Here is a 19,262-nt window from a genome sequence, read left to right on the forward strand (position 1 = left end):
GGCCGGATCCTCCCGGCCGGGGTGCGGTGCGTCTCAGGGTGCGAACAGCTCGTCCTGCGCCGCGTCCCGCGCCGCGAGCAGGGCCCCGCGCAGCACCGCCCCGTCCCCGAGCTCGCTGGGCCGGACCTCCGCGCCCAGCGGGGTGAGGGCCGCGAGCCGGCGCTGCACCCGGGCGGAGAGCGACGCGCCGCCCGCGTGGCCGAGTTCGCCGCCGAGCACGATCACCCCCGGGTCCAGCACGGAGACCACGGCCGCCGCGCCGATGGCGATCCGCTCGGCCAGCGCGTCGAGGAAGGGGCCGCCCACCTCGCGCACCAGGGTCTCGGCGCGGCCCGTCAGCCCGTACTCGGCGGCGAGCCGCACCACCGCGTCGGCGCCCGCGAGCCCGTGGAACCCGCCGTCGCAGCCGGTCGAGGAAGGCAGCGCGCCGGTGCCCGGGACGGGCAGGAAGCCGATCTCGCCCGCGCCGCCGGAGGCCCCCCGGCGCAGCTTCCCGTCCAGGAAGACCGCCGCGCCCACGCCCTGGCCCAGCCAGAGCAGCACGAAGTCGGCCTGGCCGCGCGCGGCGCCGAGCCGGTGCTCGGCCATCGCCGCCAGGTTCACCTCGTTCTCGACGAGGACCGCGGCCGACAGCCGCCGCTGCAGGGCGGGGACCAGCTCGCGGTGCCAGGCGGGCAGGCCCGTGCTGTCGCGCAGCTCGCCCGTCGCCGGGTCGATCAGACCGGGCGCCCCGATGCCGACGCTGTGCGGCCGCTCGGCGCCCGCCTCCTTCGCGGTGCGCTCCAGGAGCGCCACCGCCTGCTCCACGGCGGCCCCGGTCCCTGCCTCGGCGCCGATCGGCAGGGCGGCCTCGGCGAGGGTCGCGCCGAGGAGGTCGGCCACGAGCACGGTGACGCTGTCGGTGCGTACGTCCAGGGCGGCGAGGTGGGCCCGGTCCGCGACGATCCCGTACAGCTTGGCGTTGGGTCCGCGCCGCTCGGCGCCGGACTCCCCCACGACCTCGACGAGGCCCGAGCCCTGGAGCCGTTCGACCAGGTCGGCGACGGTGGGGCGGGACAGACCGGTGAGCTTCTTGAGCTGACCCGCCGTCAACGGGCCCTCGTCCTGGAGCAGGCGCAGGGCGAGGCGGTCGTTGATGACCCGGGCGGTGCTGGGTGAGGCGGGCATGCCGGAATCCTTCCAGACGACCGAAACCCGATGGACGGCGGAGTATTTATCAGGCAGGGTTCCTGATAGTTTATCGCGCGCCGGTGGGCACCGGCAGCGCACCGGCATCCAGGGGAGGATCGGGCAGATGGCGAGCGGAGCGGACGACGCCGCACGGCGGTTGAGGCGGGCCAGGATCGCGATCGCCGCGGTGTTCTGCGTGCACGGCGCGGTCACCGGGAACTTCGCGACCCGGGTCCCCTGGATCCAGGACCACACCGGGGTCTCCACCGGTCAGCTCGGTCTGGCGCTGGCGTTTCCCGCCATCGGCTCGTCGCTCCTGATGCCGCTCTCCGGCGCGATCACGCACCGGTTCGGGGCGCGCCGGGCACTGCGCGGGCTGCTCGCCCTGTGGACCCTGGGCCTCGCGCTCCCGGCGCTCGCGCCGAACCTCTACACGCTCTGCGCGGCGCTCTTCCTGTTCGGGGCCACCTCGGGCATGTCGGACGTGGCCATGAACGCGCTCGGCGTGGAGACCGAGAACCGGCTCGGCCGCTCCATCATGTCCGGGCTGCACGGCATGTGGAGCGCGGGCGCCCTGATCGGCTCGACCGCCGGTACGCTCGCCGCCCACCTCGGCGTCGACGCGCGCGTGCACCACCTCGTCGCGGCGGCCGTCCTCACCGCGCTGGGCGCGCTCGTCTGCGGCGGTGTGCTGGATCTGCGCAGCGCGCCCGACGAGGCCCCGCCGCCGCGCTTCGCCCGGCCGCCCAGGACGGCGCTGGCCATCGGACTCGTCGCGTTCTGCGCGGTGTTCGCCGAGGGGGCGAGCCTGGACTGGTCGGCGGTGTATCTGCGGGACACCATGGACGCGTCGGCGGGCCTCGCCGCCGCCTCGACCACCGCGTTCACCCTGACCATGGCGGTGGTGCGGATCGCGGGCGACAAGGTCGTGGACCGGTTCGGTGCGGTACGGACGGTCCGCTGCGGCGGTGTGCTGGCCACTGCGGGCGGCCTGGCGGTGGTCCTCGCGCCCGCGCCGGCCGTGGCGATGGGCGGGTTCGCCCTGATCGGTCTCGGGGTCGCGGTCGTGGTGCCGCTGGCCTTCGCGGCGGCCGGGCGCAGCGGCCCCAACCCGAGCCAGGCCATCGCGGGCGTCGCCACCATCACGTACACCTCAGGCCTCATCGCTCCCTCGGCCATCGGCGGCATCGCCGATCTGACCTCGCTGGTGGTGTCGTTCGGCCTGGTCACGGTGCTGGCGCTCGGGCTGGTGGCGGGGGCGGAGGTGCTGCGTACGGGAGTGCGCGCCCGGAAGGCCCGGAAGGCGGGCGGCGGGGGCGCGGCAAAGGCGGCGCCGGCGCGGTCCACCGGCGGCGCCCGGTAGCCCGCGGCTGAACCGTATGGGGGCGGTTCAGCCGGGGCGCTCCCCCTTCGGCCCCGTCCCGGGGCCCCGGCCTCAGCCGGCGATCGAGTCCAGTTGTTCGGCGGCGGGCCGCAGCGCCCAGAGGTCGCCCCCGGGCGGCGCCTGGAGCTTCGGCACGGCCGCCCGGGCCTTCCTGTCGCCCGCGTCGGCAGCCGCGTGCACCACATCGCTCGCCGCGTATCGGTAGAACTCCAGCTCCGGGTGCGGCCAGACGGCCGCACCGGTCGCCGCGGGCAGCAGATAGTCGACGGCCTTGAACAGGCTCTGCCCGTCCGGCCCCCGGTAGCCCCACAGGTCCACCCCGACGTGCTTGCCGATCGCCGCGAGCCTGGCGTACGCCACCAGGTCGAAGGCCGAGTAGTGCCAGCTGCGGGTGCGGGCGAGCTCCTGGGGCTGACTGCCGTCGGCGGCGATCTGCGGATCGATCCTGAGCTTCCCGGCGGCCCGGACCGTCTTCGCCGCGAGGGCCCGGTCGCCGGTGGCGAGCGCGAGTGCGGCGATCTGCATGTCCTGGAAGGTGCCGTGGTTGTTCCGGGCGGCCGACTCCTCCTTGCCGAAGGGCGAAGTCACCAGCCAGTCCAGGAACTTCTTGTTCCAGTCGAGCATCCGCGTACGGTCGTCCGCCCGCCAGCCGGGCGCGCCCAGGTCGAGGACGGCGACCGCGTCCAGGACGCTGGTGTACTGCTGCGAGAAGTCGATGATGCCGATCGCCCGGCCGTCGTACTTGCAGGGGATGAACTGCCCGTGGTTCAGCTGGGGGTTCATCCGGGTCGCCGGGTCCAGGAACCAGGTGCGCAGCACGGTCGAGGCCCGCTCGGCGTACTGGGCGCGGCCGGTGTAGTACCAGGCGAGGCTGAGCGTGGTCACCGAGCCGACCATCTTCCCGAGGTCGGGCCGGTCGGTACCGGTGTCGACCTCGGGGTTGCGCTGCCCGTCCTTCTGTACGTACGGGCAGCCCCAGGGGTTGTCGGCGGTCTTCGGCTTCGAGGGCCACCAGTACGGGGCCTGGCTGAGGTAGTCGTGGGGGTCGCCGCCCGGCGCGGGCTTCGGCTTGTCCACGACCGTCCAGGGCCCCTGCCCGAGCCAACCGTCGGCGGCCGCGGTCAGCTTCCCCACGGCGGTACGCAGCGCCGGGTCGCCCGCGTCGAGCCGCAGCCGCGCGTCCTTCATGCGCGCGCCGTCGATGACGACGGTGTGCGGGGCCTTCGCGGCGGCGGGCTTCGCGGCGGCGGACTTTACGGCGGCGGGCTTTACGGCGGCGTGCGAGGCGGTCGGTGCGAGCGCCGACGCGACGGCCGCCGCCGCGGCCAGCAGAGCCACGAGCCCGCTGCGCGTTCTCCCGCCGCCCATTCCTGCCATTCCACCCATATAGCCATCCCCTTCGACCAAAGAATTCACAAGCCTGAACTCTGTTCACGAACAAGGCCGTTGGAGCGTAGGGCCAGCAGTTCCGGGTGACAATGCCCCGCGCAGGATTCACGGATGGGACCTGAGGTCATGGGCCCCACTACCATTGCGCTGATTCTTCTCAGCACGGAACGAACTGGAGCAAACTCATGGGCCTCGGCGTGCGCTGGACCCTGCACGGTGACGGGCGGACCCCCGCCCCCGGCGCCGTCGTCCGTCCGGACGAGCGGCTCTCCTGGCCCCGGACGATCGGCCTCGGCGCCCAGCACGTGGTGGCCATGTTCGGCGCGTCCTTCGTGGCGCCGGTCCTGATGGGCCTCGACCCGAACCTCGCGATCATGATGTCCGGCGTCGCCACGGTCATCTTCCTGCTCGCCACCAAGGGCCGGGTGCCCAGCTATCTGGGCTGCTCGCTCTCCTTCGTCGGCGTCGCGGCCACGATCCGGGCCACCGGCGGAACCAGCGCCACCGTCACCGGCGCGGTCCTCGTCGTCGGCGCCGTGCTGTTCGCGGCGGGTCTCGCGGTGCGGCGGTTCGGCGCGCGGATCATCCACGCCGCGATGCCCCCGATCGTGACCGGCGCGGTGGTCATGCTGATCGGCTTCAACCTGGCGCCGGTCACCGCCTCCACCTACTGGCCGCAGGACCAGTGGACCGCGCTCCTGGTGATGTTCTTCACCGGCCTCGCCGTGGTCTGTCTGCGCGGCTTCTGGTCCCGGGTCGCGATCTTCCTGGGCCTGCTCTTCGGCTACGGCATCTCCTGGCTCTTCGACCGCGTCTTCGGCAAGATCCACTCCGTTCCGGGCGCGGGCGAGGCCACCGACCACTGGCGGCTGGACCTCTCCGGTGTCGGCAGGGCCGACTGGATCGGCCTGCCCTCCTTCCACGCCCCGCACTTCGAGTGGTCCGCCATCCTGGTCGCCCTCCCCGTCGTGATCGCGCTGATCGCCGAGAACGCCGGACACGTCAAGGCCGTCGGCGAGATGACCGGCGACGACCTCGACGACAAGCTGGGCACCGCGATCGCCGCCGACGGCGCCGCCTCGGTGCTCTCCACCGCCGTCGGCGGCCCGCCCAACACCACCTACTCCGAGAACATCGGCGTCATGGCCGCCACCCGCGTCTACTCGACCGCCGCCTACTGGGCCGCCGCCGGATTCGCCCTGCTCTTCGGCGTCTGCCCCAAGTTCGGCGCGATCGTCGCGGCCATTCCCGGCGGCGTGCTCGGCGGCATCACCGTCATCCTGTACGGCATGATCGGCCTCCTGGGCGCCCAGATCTGGATCAACGCCAAGGTGGACCTGCGCAATCCGCTGAACCTGGTCCCGGCGGCCGCGGGCATCATCATCGGCATCGGCGGCGTCACCCTGAAGTTCACCGACGACTTCCGCCTCAGCGGGATCGCCCTCGGCACCATCGTGGTCATCACCGGCTACCACGTGCTCCGCGCCTTCGCCCCGGCCCATATGAAGGAGCAGGAGCCGCTGCTCGACGAGGGCACGTCCTCGTACGACGAGGCCGGTGACGAGGGGGGCGCGTCCGAAGGGGCTCAGCGCACCAGGTCGTAGGCGTAGTCGGGGGTGAAGCTGCCCGCGGCGCCCCGGCAGCCGTCGGACTCGCCGGGCAGCTTCACCCACAGATAGGCGTCGATGCGCGCCTCGCCCGTGTGCGTCGTCGGGGCGCGCCCCACCGCCCGCCCGGCCGGGTCGCACCACTGGCCGTCGGGCGGCGCGCCCTTGCCGTTGCGGCTGGTGTCGATCACCGCGCCCAGCCGCGCGGGACCGCCCAGCGCCTTGAGCACCCGCCGCGCGTACGCCACTTCGTCGGACGTGCCGTGGAAGTTGGAGACATTGGTGAAGATGCCGTCGCCGCTGGTGGCCGCGCCCGCCGCACGCAGCAGGCCGGCCATCTCCCCGGCGTCGCGCCATCCGGAGTGGCCCGCGTCGAAGTACACCCTGGCCCGGGCGTCGGCGGCATGGACCGCCCGCCCCGCTCTGGCCAGCGAGGCGAACCGGGCGGCGCGGTCGCCCTCGGAGAGGCAGTCCGACTGGGCGATCGCGTCCGGCTCCAGGACCACGATGACCGGTGAACGCCCGAGCCCCGCCGCGAAGTTCCCGATCCAGGTGTCGTACGCGTCCAGGCTCGGCGCACCGCCCTGCGAGGCGCCACCGCAGTCCCGGCCCACAATCGCGTACGGGACGAGCACCGGCACCCGGCCCTGTGCGGCCGCCGCCGAGGTCACCGCCCGCACCTCGCGGGTGATCGAGCCGGGGTCGTACTCGGTGAACCAGACGGCCGTGGGCTGGTCCGCGATGCGCCGCTCGATCAGCGAGCGCCGGGGGTCGTCGGGGTGGGCCCGGACCCAGTCGAGGACCTGCGAGTCGGGCGAGCGGTAGAGCGCGGCGGATATCGCGGCCCGCGACGGCGCCGGGGCGGCCGAGGGCTTCGGGGCCTTGGAGGGCCGGGCGGTGTGCGGGGTCGCGCGCGTGGGCGAAGGGGTCGCGGACGCCGAGGTGGGCACGGCGGGCAGGGGCAGGACGGGCGAGGCGGTCACCGAGGGCCGGGCCGTGTCGCCGCCCCCGCGCCCGAGGGCCGCCACCGCGCCCGAGACCGCGCCGGCGGCCGCGACCGCGCAGGCCAGCGCCACCATGGTGGCGCGCCGAGCGGCCGAGCGGCGCTCGGCTCTGTCGTCGCGGCGCCTGCGCGCGCGTGACGGCGGTGTTCCCGACACCGTGAACTCCCCTTCTCCAAGGCCCCGATGGCCCCGCGTTCACCCGTTCCGGGGAAGCCCCGGGCACGGCGACGTCCCGGAAAGCGCCGGACTGGGACGCTGCCCCCATGGTGCGGATCGAACAGCGGGCAGGTGCCACGGGGCCGGCCGGGGCGTCGGTGGACACCGTAGCGGCGCGGATGCGGGCGCTGCGCGCGAGCCTCCCGCCCAAGGACGGCCTGGCCGTCTTCAACCGGGTGTATCTGGCGGTCACCGAGGAGGTCGGCCGCTCCCTCGCCCGGGGCGCGTTCGACGACCCGAGGGCCGCGGCGACGCTGGACGTGCTGTTCGCCGGGCGCTATCTGCGGGCGGTCGACGCGGTGGCGGCTGGGCTGCGGCCGCCCGCCTGCTGGCGGCCGCTCTTCCAGTACCGGCGCCACCCCGGCGTACGGCCCCTCCAGTTCGCGCTCTGCGGGATCAACGCCCATATCGGGCACGATCTGGCGCTCGCCGTCGTCGACAGCTGCCGCGCCCTGGACTGCGAGCCGGACGGACTTGAGCGGGACTTCGAGCGGGTCGGCGACATGCTGGTGGCGCTGGAGGAGCGGGTGCGCGAGGAGCTGATGCCGGGGCCCGACCTGCTGGAGGTCGCGGACCCGCTCACGCATCTGCTGGCGTCGTGGAGCCTGGAGCGGGCCCGCGACGCGGCCTGGTCGTCGGCCCGGTTGCTGTGGAGACTGCGGGAACTTCCGGACCTGTCCCGGGAGTTCAGGGACCGGATGGACGCGGGTGTCGGCCTGGTGGGGCGGTGCCTGCTGACGCCGTCCGCAGGCCCTTCTTCCGCACGAGGAGTTCACTCATGGCAATCCGGCTCGGACTCGGCCTTCCTCAGATGAAGCAGTACGACATCGGCCGCGACATCCCCGATGTGGCGCGCGCCGCCGAGGAGCTGGGCTACGAGAGCCTGTGGGTGTTCGAGCGGGTGATCTTCCCGACGCCCACGACCCAGGGGCTGTACGGGATAGCGGACCTGGCCTGGCCCGACACCTACCGGTCGGTGGCCGACCCGCTGGTCTCGCTCACCCTCGCGGCGGCGGCCACCGAGCGGGCGCGCCTGGGCACCAGCGTGCTCGTGGCGCCGCTGCACGTGCCGTTCCAGCTGGCGCGCTCGCTCGCCTCCCTCGACGCGGCGAGCGGCGGCCGGGTCCTGGCGGGGATCGGCACGGGCTGGTCCCTCGACGAGTACGCGGCGGCGGCCGTGGCGCCCTTCGAGAAGCGCGGCGAGGTGCTCGACGAGACGCTGGACGTGTTCGCGGCGGTCTGGGGCCCGGACCCGGTCGCGTACAAGGGCGAGTTGACCACCATCGCCCCCTCCGAGGTCGGCCCCAAGCCGGCCCGGCCGATCCCGGTGTACCTGGCGGGGGCGGGCCCGAAGGCGCTGCGCCGTGTGGTGGACCGGGCGGACGGCTGGATGCCGGTGGCCCAGGGCGCCGACCAGCTGGCGAACGGGTGGTCGGGGCTGCGGGAGCTGGCCGCCGAGCGCGGCCGGGAGCGCCCGATGGAGGTGTGCGTGCGGGTCAACGCGCGGTACGGCCCGAAGCCGTACGAGGGCGAGGGGCGCCCGCCGTTCGCCGGGAGCGCCGCCCAGATCGTCGAGGACCTGGCGGCCCATGCCCACGAGGGCATAGACGAGTTCCTGCTGGACCTCCAGGGCAGCGCACGCGACGCGGAGGAGCTCAAGGACGTGGCGGCGGAGGTGTACGGGCTGGCGCGCGCGGCAGGCCTGTAGGCGGCGGGACCACGAACGGACAAGGGGCCCGGGGGAAACCCCCGAGCCCCTCCCGTCGGGCCTCGGCCCTCGCCGTCAGTCCTCCGGCAGCTCGACCGGCGCGATCTCGTCGTACAGGTCGCCCGGGCCGGGGTTGGTGCCGTCCGTCGTGCCGCCGAGGTGGTGCATGACGCCCCACACCGCGTTCAGGGCGGTCTGCACCGCGCCCTCGGCCCAGCCGGCCGTCCAGGAGATGTCGTCGCCCGCGAGGAAGATGCCCCGCTTGTCCTCGGGCAGCGATTCCTGCATGAAGTGCGTGAACAGCCGGCGCTGGTAGCGGTAGTGGCCCGGCAGGTTCGCCTTGAACGCGCCCATGAAGTAGGGCTCGTTCTCCCACGACACGGTCACCGGGTTGCCGATGATGTGCTTGCGGATGTCGACCTTCGGGTAGATCTCGCCGAGCGACTTGAGCATGACCTCCATGCGCTCGTGCGCCGGCAGCGGCAGCCACTTCAGGCTGTCGTCGCACCACGTGTAGGAGAGGCAGATGACGGCGGGCTTGTCCGGCCCGTCGTCCAGCAGATAGGTGCCGCGCGTCATCCGGTCGGTGAGCGTCATCGACATGACGTCCCGGCCGGTCGGGTTTCCCCTGTCGTCGACGGCCTTGTCCAGCCAGAACGGCCGGTCGACCGGCACGAACAGCTTGCTCGACTCCATGTAGTGGGTGCGCTCGATCGCCGTCCAGTGGTCGATCGGGAAGAGCGAGTCATCGCACGCGATCTTGGAGAGCAGCATCCAGGACTGCGCGGTGAAGATCGCCGCGCGGTAGGTGCGGATATCGCCGGACGCGTCGGTCACGGTGATCCTGTTGCCGGCGGTGCGGGTCAGCCGGGTCACCGCCGGGCGCGGCGTGCCCTCGTGCAGCGAGGAGAGCGAGGTGCCCTGCGCCCAGTGCACGATCTTCTCCGGCTCGCGCTCCCACAGCCGCAGCGGAAGCTGCTGGGAGCCGCCGACGATGCCGCGGTGGTGGTCGTCCGCCTCGGTGTAGACGACGCGCAAGATCTCCAGGATGGAGTTGGGGAAGTCGGTGTCCCAGCCGCCGGTGCCGAAGCCGACCTGGCCGAAGATCTCGCGGTGGCGGAAGGACTTGAAGGACTCCGACTCGCAGAGGAAGCCGTAGAAGGTCTGGTTGTCGAGCTTCTCGACGAGCTTGGCCCAGATCTCGCGGATGCGCGGGACGTCGCGCTCGCGCATGGCCTGGTTCATGTCGGAGAAGTCGGCGCCCTCGTCGAGGCACGCGTTCCACGCGGCGGCGACGTCGCGGTAGACCTGCGGAAGGTCGGCGATGGTCTCGGCGTAGTGCGTCTCGCCCTTGAGGTCGACGACGGTCGAGGGGGTGGCCTCGGCGAGCGGGTTCGGGAACGGCTCGGTGACCAGGCCGACCAGGTCGATGTAGTGCTGCAGCGCCGTCGAGGAGGGCGGGAAGCGCATCGCGCCCATCTCGGCGGTCAGCCCTTCGGTGCCGGGGCCGTCGAAGCCGACGGTGCGCAGCCGTCCGCCGATCTGGTCGGCCTCGTACACGACGGGCTTGAGGCCCATCTTCATCAGCTCGTACGCCGAGATGATGCCGGACAGACCGCCACCGATGACGGCGACCTCGGTGCCGTGCTCGGTCGCGGGTATCTGGCCCAGCCCGGCCGGGTGGGCCAGGAAGTCGTCGTACGCGTAGGGGAAGTCCGGACCGAACATGGTGATCGGCGGCTGGCCGTCGGTGTGCGGGACGGCGGTGGGCACCGTGGACGTCATGGGGTACGGACTCCTTGCGCAGTACAGAGGGGGGTGGGGGCGGCCGGAAGGGGTCCGGGTCAGACGAGGGTGGTGTAGAGGCCGGGGCGGCGGTCCCGCAGATACGGGTTGTTGGCGCGCGAGGCGGCCAGGAACTCGGGGTCGGCGTCACCGACGACCAGTTCGGTCTCGCGGCCCGCGCGGGCCCGGGCGGTGCCGTCGGGCCCGGCCAGGCAGCTCAGCCCGACGAACTCGAACTCGCCCTCGGGGCCGGTCCGGTTGACGTACGCGATGTACATCTGGTTCTCGAAGGCGCGCACCGGCACCAAGGACTCGGCGACGAACTGGAACGGGTGCATCTGCGCGGTGGGCACCAGGAGGAGGTCGGTGCCGGCCAGCGCGTGCGCCCGGACGTTCTCGGGGAACTCCACGTCGTAGCAGATCATCATCCCCAGCCGCAGCCCGTTCAGCTCGGCCTGGACGACCTGCTGGTCGCCGGGGGTGAACCACTTCTGCTCGAAGTCGCCGAAGAGGTGGGTCTTGCGGTAGTTCGCCAGGCGCTGCCCGTCGGCGGCGATGAGCTGCGCCGAGTTGTGGACGGTCTCGCCGTCCCGCTCGGGGTAGCCGTAGAGGACCGCGAGCCCGTGGCGTACGGCGATCTCGGCGACGGCCCGCGCCCCCGGGCCGTCGGCGGCCTCGGCGAGCCTGGGCACGTCGTCCCCGATGGCGTAGCCGGTGAGGAACATCTCGGCGGTGACCAGCAGGCCCGCTCCGGTCGCCGCGGCCCGGCCCGCCGCCTCGTCCAGCACCTTCAGGTTCGCGGCGACGTCACCCGGACGGCCGGAGCTCTGAAGCAGGGCGGTGCGCAGCGGCGGCATGGCAGACCTCGGGGGCGTAAGGGGGTGAGGGGGTCGCATTAGACGGTACGTTCCGGGCTTCGGCCCGGACAAGGCGCGACCGTTGCGCGCGGGAGGATGATTCATTGCGCGTCGGTGGCCTTCTGCGGCGATTCGTTGCGTGGCTTGATGGGGCCCTTACGCCTCGGGGCGCATCCGGGGGCCGGGCCCTCCCCCGCGCGGCGGAGGCGCTCCCTCCTCGGGTGCGATGCGGCGGGCCCCCCGGCCCGCCGGGTCGGCGGTCGCCTCGGACAGCGGGGCCGCGCCGGGCGCGCCCCGCGAGGCGGCCGCCCTGACGGGCACGGCCAAGCTCTACCGCCCGGCCGGTGACGACATCACCTTCTCCTTCGACGCCCATCTGGCGGCGAAGGACAACAAGGACCCGGAGAAGGCGTTCGGCACGTTCAGCTTCCGGCATGTCTTCCCGGACGGCCGGACCGGAACGGCCAAGGCGAAGGTGGACTGTCTGATCACCGGCGGCAAGGTCGCGGTGGTGACCGGGATCGTCACCGAGAGCGACACCCCGTTCACGGGCAAGCGCGTCGGTGTCTCGGTCAACGACCAGGGCAGGCACGACCGGCTCGGCTACAGCTGGATCGGCTCGGAGGACGAGGCGACGAAGAAGCTGCCCAAGTGCATGAGCGCGGCGCCGTTCGAGAAGGTGAAGGCGGGCACGGGCGACTTCCACGTGCTGCCCTGGCAGGTCCCGTACGAGTAGAGCCGGTCAGGCGGGCGAGCCCGACGAGAACCGCCTCAGCAGGGGGGACAGCACCAGGACCGACTTGGTGCGCTCCACGTACGGCTCGCCCGCGATCCGTTCCAGGACCCGCTCGAAGTGGCGCATGTCCGAGGCGAAGACCTGGACGATCGCGTCCGCCTCACCGGTGACGGTGGAGGCGGACGCGACCTCGGGGTACCGCTCGAGCCCGCGCCTGATGGACTCGGGCGAGGTGTTGCGGCGGCAGTAGATCTCAATGAAGCCCTCGGTCTCCCAGCCGAGCGCCGCGGGGTCCACCCGGACGGTGAATCCGGTGATGGCCCCCTCGGCGCGCAGCCGGTCCACGCGCCGCTTCACGGCGGGCGCGGACAGGCCGATCAGCGAGCCGATGTCGGCGTAGGAGCGGCGGGCGTCTTCAGCGAGCGCGTGGACGATGCGCTCGTCGAGGTCATTGAGTCGCACTGCGGGTGGATCACTTCTCTACGGATACGGTGTCCGAGGCCGTGGCCAGTCGGGAGCGGCGGATGCCGTATCCGAAGTAGATCACGAGACCGACGGCCATCCAGCCACCGAAATACTTCCAGGTGATCCCCGGCAGGTTCCACATCAGATAGCCGCAGCTGAAGAAGCCGAGCACCGGGATCACCCAGCCGAACGGCACCCGGAAGGTGCGGTGCATCTCGGGGCGGGTGTAGCGCAGCACCACGACAGCGACGTTGACCAGGGCGAAGGCGAAGAGCGTACCGATGCTGGTGGCGTTCGCCAGCTCGCCGAGCGGGACCGCGGCCGCGAGCACACCGCAGAACAGCGACACGATGACGGTGTTCACGACCGGCGTCTTGGTGCGCGTGCTGACCTTGGCGAAGGTCTTCGGCACCAGGCCGTCGCGGGACATGGCGAAGAGGATGCGGGTCTGCCCGTACAGCACGGTCAGGACGACACTCGCGATGGCGATCACGGCGCAGGCGGCGAGGAGCGTGGCCCAGAAGGACTGGCCGGTGACGTCCTTCATGATCCCGGCCAGGGCCGCTTCCGAGCCCTCGAACTGCTTCCAGGGGCGGGCACCGATCGCGACGACCGCCACGAGGACGTACAGCGCGGTGACGATGACCAGCGAGAGCATGATCGCGCGCGGCAGATCGCGCTTCGGGTTCTTCGCCTCCTCACCGGCCGTGGAGGCGGCGTCGAAGCCGATGTACGAGAAGAAGAGGGTCGAGGCCGCGCCGCTGATACCCGCGGTGCCCATCGGCATGAAGTCCGAGTAGTTGCCCGACTTGAAGCCCAGGAAGCCGATCACGCAGAACAGCACCAGCGCGGCCATCTTCACGCACACCATGACCGTGTTGGCCCGGGCCGACTCACGCGCACCGCCGAGCAGCAGCACCATCGCGAGCACGACCACGATCAGCGCGGGAAGGTTGAAGTACCCGCCGTCGCCCGGCGGCGCGGCGATCGCGTCCGGGATGGTGACGCCTATCGTCCCGTCCAGGAACTCGTTGAGGTACTGGCCCCAGCCGACGGCCACGGCAGCGACCGAGACGCCGTACTCCAGGATCAGGCACCAGCCGCAGATCCAGGCGATGAACTCACCGAGCGTTGCGTAAGCGTACGAATACGACGAGCCCGCGACCGGGATGGTACCGGCCAGTTCGGCATAGGCGAGGGCCGAGAACAGCGCGGTGAGTCCGGCGATGACGAAGGAGATCGTGACGGCCGGTCCGGCCTCGGGAACGGCCTCGCCGAGGACGACGAAGATGCCCGTGCCGAGCGTGGCACCAATGCTGATCATCGTGAGCTGCCACATGCCGAGGGTGCGGCGCAGAGTGCCGCCCTCGCCCTTGCCACCCTCGGCGACCAGCAGTTCTACCGGCTTGCGCCGCAGCAGCGGATTGCCGGGCCGCTTCGCCCCAGCGGCGGGTGCTTCTGCGGCGGGGGGCGCTGTGCCGTGGTCCAACACTTCAGTGGGCTCCTTGTCGCTGCCTTCGGAAGCCGACGACCGCGACGGTCCGGCCCTTCCCGTACGAAGGGGCAATCCGGGCATGACTGAGCACACCGTGGCCGGTACCGCCGAGCAGACGGTCGCCGCCACTCCACGTATGGCGAGAAGAGTAAAGGGTTCCGCTTCCCGCTCGTAATGCAGCAACCTTGCGCATCGGTGAATGATCATTGCGCACAAGGGCGACGGATGGGTGTTTGTTGCGCATCAGCGTTCGATCCGTGCGTGAACGGTGTGCGCGGGCCTCTCGCGGCGGGGTAGGAGTGAGGTCCCCGACACCCCTCCCGGAGGCATCGATGACCTGGCTGGACCCGGAGCCGTTTCTGCGCGGAGTGGCGTGGCGGGACGCGAAGGGACGGCCGATGCGCGCCGATCCCGACGACCTGGCCCGGCTGCCCTGGGACACCGCGGAACGGGCCGGGCTGCCGATCGGGGTGCGGCTGGAATTCGCCGCCGGCGGGGCGTCGGCCGTGGAGATCCGCTATCGCGCGGAGGTACCCGACCCGACCGAGCACATGGGCGCGCTCGCCCACACCTTCGCGCTCTGGACGGAGGGCCGCCGCGTCCACGAAACGGCCGTGGCCCCGGCCGAGGAGGCCGTCGCAGTGCTCCGACTCCCGCCCGGCGGCGGGCCGTTCACGGTCCATCCGCCGCAGGACCGCTCGCCCCGGATCCTCGCCCTGCGCGGGGTCGGCGGCACGCTCGCGCCCGTACCGCGCGGGCCGCGCTGGCTGGTCCACGGAGACTCGATCACCGAGGGCTGGTGGTCGACCCGCCCCGCCCACGCCTGGCCCGCGGTCGCCGGGCGGGCGCTCGGCCTGGAGACGGTCAACCTCGGGTACGCGGGGGCCGCGCGCGGCGAACTGGCCACCGCCGAGCAGCTCGCGTCCCTGCCCGCCGATGCGCTGACCCTCGCCTTCGGCACCAACTGCTGGTCGGGCGTGCCGAGTTCGGCGCCGCTGCTGTACGAGACGACGCGCGCGTTCCTCACGCTGCTGCGCCAGGGGCACCCGCGCACCCCGCTGCTGCTGCTCTCGCCGCTGCCGCGCCCGGAGGCCGAACACACCCCGAACGCCCTGGGCGCCACGCTGAGCGCCCTGCGCGAAGCGATGGAGGCGGCGGCCCGCGAGCGCGTCACAGGCGGCGACAGCCACCTTCACGTGCTTTCTGGCCGCACCCTGCTGACACCCGAGGACCTGGCGGACGGTCTGCACCCGAACGACGGGGGCCACGAGAAGGTCGCGAGGGCGGTGACGGAGGCGCTGGGACCGCACCTATAGGGATGGCCCCCGCGCACAGCGCGGGGGCCATCCCTCAAAGGGGCGCGGGGCACCGCGCGACCAGCCACATGCGGCCCGCGGACAAAGCCCCGCCCGGGAGCGCTAGCTCCAGCTGGCGTGCAGCGGCTTGCCCTCCGCGTAGCCCGCGGCGGACTGGATGCCCACGACCGCCTTCTCCTCGAACTCCGCGAGCGAGCTCGCGCCCGCGTACGTGCAGGAGGAGCGGACGCCCGCGATGATCGAGTCGATCAGGTCCTCGACGCCCGGCCGGGTCGGGTCGAGGAACATCCGCGAGGTGGAGATGCCCTCCTCGAACAGCGCCTTGCGGGCGCGGTCGTACGAGGACTCGTCGCTGGTGCGGTTGCGGACCGCGCGCGCCGAGGCCATGCCGAACGACTCCTTGTACAGGTGCCCCTCGGCGCTCTGCTGGAGGTCGCCCGGGGACTCGTACGTACCGGCGAACCAGGAGCCGATCATGACGTTGGAGGCACCGGCGGCGAGCGCCATGGCGACGTCGCGCGGGTGGCGCACACCGCCGTCGGCCCACACGTGCTTGCCGAACTTCTTCGCCTCGGCCGCGCACTCCAGGACCGCGGAGAACTGCGGGCGGCCCACGCCCGTCATCATCCGGGTGGTGCACATGGCGCCGGGGCCCACACCGACCTTGATGATGTCGGCGCCGGCCTCGATGAGGTCGCGCACGCCCTCGGCGGCGACGATGTTGCCCGCGACGATCGGGACCTGCGGGTCCAGGCCGCGGACGGCCTTGATCGCGGCGATCATCGACTCCTGGTGGCCGTGCGCGGTGTCCACGACGATCGTGTCCGCGCCGGCGTCCAGGAGCTGCTTGGCCTTGCCCGCCACGTCGCCGTTGATGCCGACGGCGGCGGCGATGCGCAGCTTGCCCTCGGCGTCGACGGCCGGGCTGTACAGGGTCGCGCGCAGGGCGCCCTTGCGGGTGAGGATGCCGGCCAGACGGCCGTCCTTGTCCACGGCCGGGGCGTAGCGGCGGTTGGCGTTGTCGAGCTTGTTGAACGCCTCGCGCGGGTCGATGTCCGCGTCGAGCAGCAGCAGGTCCTTGGACATGACCTCGGAGAGCTGCGTGAAGCGGTCCACGCCGGTCAGGTCCTCGTCGGTGACGACGCCGACCGGGCGCTGGTCGGCGTCGACCACGACACCGGCGTTGTGGGCCCGCTTGGGCAGCAGCGCGAGGGCGTCGGCGACGGTCTGCGTCGGGGCGAGGACGATCGGGGTGTCGAGCACGTGGTGACGCGTCTTGACCCAGGTGATGACGTCGGTGACGACCTCGATCGGAATGTCCTGCGGGATCACGACGATGCCGCCGCGGCGCGCCACGGTCTCGGCCATGCGCCGGCCCGCGATCGCCGTCATGTTGGCGACGACGAGCGGGATCGTGGTGCCCGTGCCGTCGGGCGAGGCCAGGTCGACGCCCTGGCGGGAGCCCACCGCGGAGCGGCTGGGGACCATGAACACATCGTCGTACGTCAGGTCGTACGGCGGCTTGATGTCATTGAGGAAACGCACGTGCAGAACATCCCAGTCGATCGGAGTGACCCCAGGCATTTCAGCCGGGGCTAAACGCACGTACTTCATTGTCCCATGTTCGTATGATTGCGCCGCCCGGGCCGATCATCCAGGGGTGGGGCAAGGCGCTGGTGCGATCACACGAAGGCGCCGAGCGCGAGGACGACCGCGAGGGTGCCGCCGCCGCCGCTGACGGCCGCCTCGTCCAGTACGTCCCTGGCGGTCCGCCACTCCTCGGGCCGCGCCGCCGCGTATCCCTGCCAGCGCCGCACCACAAGGAGCCGGCCGGGGTCGGCCGGGCCCCAGTCGGGGTCGCCCAGGCAGTCGGCGAGGGCGTCCCAGTTGCGGCCGAACCACTCGGGCAGGCGCAGGGCGCGGGCACAGCGGTCCATGAAGCCGGCCTTGTCGGTGACCCCGGCGAGGTCGAGCACGTCGACCTGCCAGCCGGTGGCCCGTACGGCGTCGAACGGGTCGGCCGTCATCGCAGCACCGCCTTGAACGTCTTGTAGTGGTCGCCCGTGTAGTAGATCTCGCCGCTCTGCCCGGTGACCAGCCGCCGGGCGCCGCGGTCGCGCGACTTCGGGGTGTTGACCGTGTACTCGTGGTAGTAGCCGCGCTTCTGCTGCGGCAGGGCCTTCTCGAAGTTCCCGAAGACCGTGCCGTCCTTGCTGTACGGGAAGGGGCCGCCCTGGTCGATGAGCTTCAGGGTCTGGCGCGCCTCGGGCGGCAGCCGGTCGGCGCGTACGGTCGCCGTGCCCTTGGCCCAGCCGGGTGTGGCGGCGGCGCTGGAGGCGGTGGCCCCGGACGGCTTCACGTCCTTCTTCGACCCGCCGCCGCACCCCGTGAGCAGGAGCGCCAGGCACGCCAGCAGGACGGACACGGTCGTTCGGGCGGACCTGGTGAGCATGCGCCGATGCTGCCACCTCGGACCTGCGAGCGCGAACGCGCCGGGTGACGATGGGCCCATGCTCCTCGCCGATGTGGCCACCACCTCCCGGGAGATCGCGGCGACCTCCTCCCGTACGGAGAAGTCCGCCCTGCTCGCCGCGCTGTTCCGGGGGACCGCGCCGGACGAGGCCCCGCTGGTGGTCACCTATCTCGCGGGACGGCTGCCGCAGCGCCGCACCGGACTCGGCTGGAGCACCCTCAAGGACCGCCCGCCGCCCGCGGCGGACCCGGCTCTCACGGTGCGGGAGGTCGACGCGGCGCTCGACCGGATCGGCGCCCTGGCGGGCAAGGGCGCGCAGGGCGAGCGCAGACGGCTGGCCCGGGAGCTGATGGCCGCCGCCACCGAGGAGGAGCAGCGCTTCCTCATCGGCCTGATCACCGGCGAGGTCCGCCAGGGCGCGCTCGACGCGGCCGCCGTGGAGGGGCTCGCCGAGGCGACCGGCGCCCCGGCGGCGGACGTACGGCGCGCGGTGATGCTCGGCGGCTCGCTGGGAACGGTGGCCCGGGCGCTGCTCGGCGGCGGCACCGAGGCGCTGGCCGCCTTCCGGCTCGACGTGGGCCGGCCCGTGCTGCCGATGCTGGCGCAGACCGCCAAGGACGTGGACGAGGCCCTGGACCGGCTGGGCCCGTGCGCGGTGGAGGAGAAGCTCGACGGCATCCGGGTGCAGGTCCACCGCGACGGCGACGAGGTGCGGGTCTTCACCCGTACGCTCGACGAGATCACCGCACGGCTGCCCGAAGTGGTCGCCGCCGCCCGTGAGTTGACGACCCGGCGGGCGATCCTCGACGGCGAGGTGATCGCGCTCGACCGGGAGGGGCGGCCCCGGCAGTTCCAGGACATCGCGGGCCGGGTCGGCTCACGGCTGGACGTGGCCGGCGCGCAGGACCGGTTGCCGCTGTTTCCGGTCTTTTTCGATCTGCTCTCCGTGGACGGCCGCGACCTCCTGGACCTGTCCGTACGGGAGCGGAGCGCCGAGCTCGTCCGGGTGGCGCCCGAGCCGCGCCGGGTGCGGCGGGTGACGGTGGAGGATCCGGCCGATCCCGAACAGCGCGCGGCGGCAGGGGAGTTCGCGGCGCTGACGCTGGAGCGCGGCCATGAGGGCGTGGTGGTGAAGGCGCTGGACTCGGCGTACAGCGCGGGCCGCAGGGGCGCCTCCTGGCTCAAGGTCAAGCCGGTGCACACCCTCGACCTGGTGGTGCTCGCGGCCGAGTGGGGCCACGGCCGGCGCACCGGGACGCTCTCCAATCTGCACCTGGGCGCCCGCCGCCCGGACGGCTCGTTCGCCATGCTGGGCAAGACTTTCAAGGGCCTCACGGACGTCCTGCTCGCCTGGCAGACCGAGCGGCTGCGGGAGCTGGCGGTGGCCGAGGAGCCGTGGGGAGTGCGGGTGCGGCCGGAACTCGTCGTAGAGATCGCCTTCGACGGGGTGCAGAGATCGTCGCGCTACCCGGAGGGGGTGACACTGAGGTTCGCGCGGGTAGTGCGCTACCGCGAGGACAAGAGCGCCTCGGAGGCGGACACGGTCGCCATGGTGAAAGAGCTGGGCGGCGGGAGGGACTGAACAAGTGCGGTCGGAGCAGGTGCGGGAGCGGGTACAGCGGGCTCGGCAGGAGGCGGCGCGGCTGGCCGCCGAGGG

The 19,262-nt window shown here is 72.6% G+C and carries 17 protein-coding genes; 7 read left to right on the plus strand and 10 right to left on the minus strand.

The window, feature by feature from the left end:
• Positions 1-33: 33 nt before the first annotated feature.
• Positions 34-1,167, minus strand: a complete 1,134-nt coding sequence (locus A8W25_RS03730) for an ROK family transcriptional regulator (protein ID WP_067155651.1) — start codon at positions 1,165-1,167, stop codon at positions 34-36.
• A 127-nt stretch (positions 1,168-1,294) separates the two neighbouring features.
• Here A8W25_RS03730 and A8W25_RS03735 point away from each other — a divergent pair, with 127 nt between their 5' ends.
• The gene (locus tag A8W25_RS03735; protein WP_067155654.1) at positions 1,295-2,533 is read left to right on the plus strand and encodes an MFS transporter; all 1,239 of its coding nucleotides are present in this window, start codon (positions 1,295-1,297) and stop codon (positions 2,531-2,533) included.
• Positions 2,534-2,605: 72 nt separating this feature from the next.
• Here A8W25_RS03735 and A8W25_RS03740 read toward each other — a convergent pair whose 3' ends face one another.
• Positions 2,606-3,922, minus strand: a complete 1,317-nt coding sequence (locus tag A8W25_RS03740) for an alginate lyase family protein (RefSeq protein WP_079125783.1) — start codon at positions 3,920-3,922, stop codon at positions 2,606-2,608.
• 206 nt (positions 3,923-4,128) lie between these two features.
• Here A8W25_RS03740 and A8W25_RS03745 point away from each other — a divergent pair, with 206 nt between their 5' ends.
• Positions 4,129-5,547: a uracil-xanthine permease family protein gene (locus A8W25_RS03745; protein ID WP_067155657.1), complete on the plus strand. Its 1,419-nt coding sequence runs from the start codon at positions 4,129-4,131 to the stop codon at positions 5,545-5,547.
• On the opposite strand, the gene A8W25_RS03750 is transcribed toward A8W25_RS03745, so the two are convergent.
• Positions 5,529-6,710, minus strand: coding sequence for a glycoside hydrolase family 6 protein (locus A8W25_RS03750; RefSeq protein ID WP_420708397.1), 1,182 nt, complete (start codon positions 6,708-6,710; stop codon positions 5,529-5,531). The genes A8W25_RS03745 and A8W25_RS03750 overlap by 19 nt on opposite strands.
• A 107-nt stretch (positions 6,711-6,817) precedes the next feature.
• Here A8W25_RS03750 and A8W25_RS03755 point away from each other — a divergent pair, with 107 nt between their 5' ends.
• Complete coding sequence (locus tag A8W25_RS03755; protein WP_107470592.1) at positions 6,818-7,585, plus strand: DUF5995 family protein; 768 nt, start codon at positions 6,818-6,820, stop codon at positions 7,583-7,585.
• Positions 7,549-8,478 carry an LLM class F420-dependent oxidoreductase gene (locus A8W25_RS03760; protein WP_067155664.1) on the plus strand — a complete coding sequence of 310 codons (930 nt, stop codon included), beginning with the start codon at positions 7,549-7,551 and terminating at the stop codon, positions 8,476-8,478. The genes A8W25_RS03755 and A8W25_RS03760 overlap by 37 nt, the downstream gene beginning before the upstream one ends.
• A gap of 75 nt (positions 8,479-8,553) precedes the next feature.
• Here the strand turns inward: A8W25_RS03760 and A8W25_RS03765 are convergent, their stop codons facing one another.
• Positions 8,554-10,263 carry a flavin monoamine oxidase family protein gene (locus tag A8W25_RS03765; protein WP_067155669.1) on the minus strand — a complete coding sequence of 570 codons (1,710 nt, stop codon included), beginning with the start codon at positions 10,261-10,263 and terminating at the stop codon, positions 8,554-8,556.
• A gap of 59 nt (positions 10,264-10,322) precedes the next feature.
• Entirely contained in the window at positions 10,323-11,120 is a 798-nt protein-coding gene (locus A8W25_RS03770; RefSeq protein ID WP_067155673.1) for a carbon-nitrogen hydrolase family protein, read from the minus strand.
• A gap of 226 nt (positions 11,121-11,346) precedes the next feature.
• On the opposite strand from A8W25_RS03770, the gene A8W25_RS03775 reads away from it, so the two are divergent.
• On the plus strand, positions 11,347-11,856 hold the full coding sequence (locus A8W25_RS03775) for a Repetin (protein ID WP_079125784.1): 510 nt from the start codon (positions 11,347-11,349) through the stop codon (positions 11,854-11,856).
• A 6-nt stretch (positions 11,857-11,862) separates the two neighbouring features.
• On the opposite strand, the gene A8W25_RS03780 is transcribed toward A8W25_RS03775, so the two are convergent.
• Together A8W25_RS03780 and A8W25_RS03785 are read right to left on the minus strand one after the other, a co-directional pair.
• Positions 11,863-12,318 carry an Lrp/AsnC family transcriptional regulator gene (locus A8W25_RS03780; protein WP_067155683.1) on the minus strand — a complete coding sequence of 152 codons (456 nt, stop codon included), beginning with the start codon at positions 12,316-12,318 and terminating at the stop codon, positions 11,863-11,865.
• Between the two features lie 10 nt (positions 12,319-12,328).
• The gene (locus A8W25_RS03785) at positions 12,329-13,813 is read right to left on the minus strand and encodes an amino acid permease (RefSeq protein WP_067155686.1); all 1,485 of its coding nucleotides are present in this window, start codon (positions 13,811-13,813) and stop codon (positions 12,329-12,331) included.
• 335 nt (positions 13,814-14,148) lie between these two features.
• On the opposite strand from A8W25_RS03785, the gene A8W25_RS03790 reads away from it, so the two are divergent.
• Positions 14,149-15,132 (plus strand): GDSL-type esterase/lipase family protein, encoded by a 984-nt coding sequence (locus A8W25_RS03790; protein ID WP_067155689.1) that lies wholly within the window; start codon positions 14,149-14,151, stop codon positions 15,130-15,132.
• Between the two features lie 102 nt (positions 15,133-15,234).
• Here A8W25_RS03790 and A8W25_RS03795 read toward each other — a convergent pair whose 3' ends face one another.
• The 3 genes from A8W25_RS03795 to A8W25_RS03805 all read right to left on the minus strand — a co-directional run bounded on the left by A8W25_RS03795 (position 15,235) and on the right by A8W25_RS03805 (position 17,584).
• On the minus strand, positions 15,235-16,716 hold the full coding sequence (locus A8W25_RS03795; protein WP_067155692.1) for a GuaB1 family IMP dehydrogenase-related protein: 1,482 nt from the start codon (positions 16,714-16,716) through the stop codon (positions 15,235-15,237).
• 98 nt (positions 16,717-16,814) lie between these two features.
• Positions 16,815-17,159, minus strand: coding sequence for a barstar family protein (locus A8W25_RS03800; RefSeq protein WP_067155695.1), 345 nt, complete (start codon positions 17,157-17,159; stop codon positions 16,815-16,817).
• Positions 17,156-17,584 carry a ribonuclease domain-containing protein gene (locus tag A8W25_RS03805; protein ID WP_067155698.1) on the minus strand — a complete coding sequence of 143 codons (429 nt, stop codon included), beginning with the start codon at positions 17,582-17,584 and terminating at the stop codon, positions 17,156-17,158. Before A8W25_RS03805 ends, A8W25_RS03800 begins: the two co-directional genes overlap by 4 nt.
• A gap of 58 nt (positions 17,585-17,642) precedes the next feature.
• Here A8W25_RS03805 and A8W25_RS03810 point away from each other — a divergent pair, with 58 nt between their 5' ends.
• Positions 17,643-19,187: an ATP-dependent DNA ligase gene (locus A8W25_RS03810; RefSeq protein WP_067155701.1), complete on the plus strand. Its 1,545-nt coding sequence runs from the start codon at positions 17,643-17,645 to the stop codon at positions 19,185-19,187.
• Positions 19,188-19,262 lie beyond the last annotated feature (75 nt).

This window comes from Streptomyces sp. ERV7 (assembly GCF_001653515.1).
Classification (GTDB): domain Bacteria; phylum Actinomycetota; class Actinomycetes; order Streptomycetales; family Streptomycetaceae; genus Streptomyces.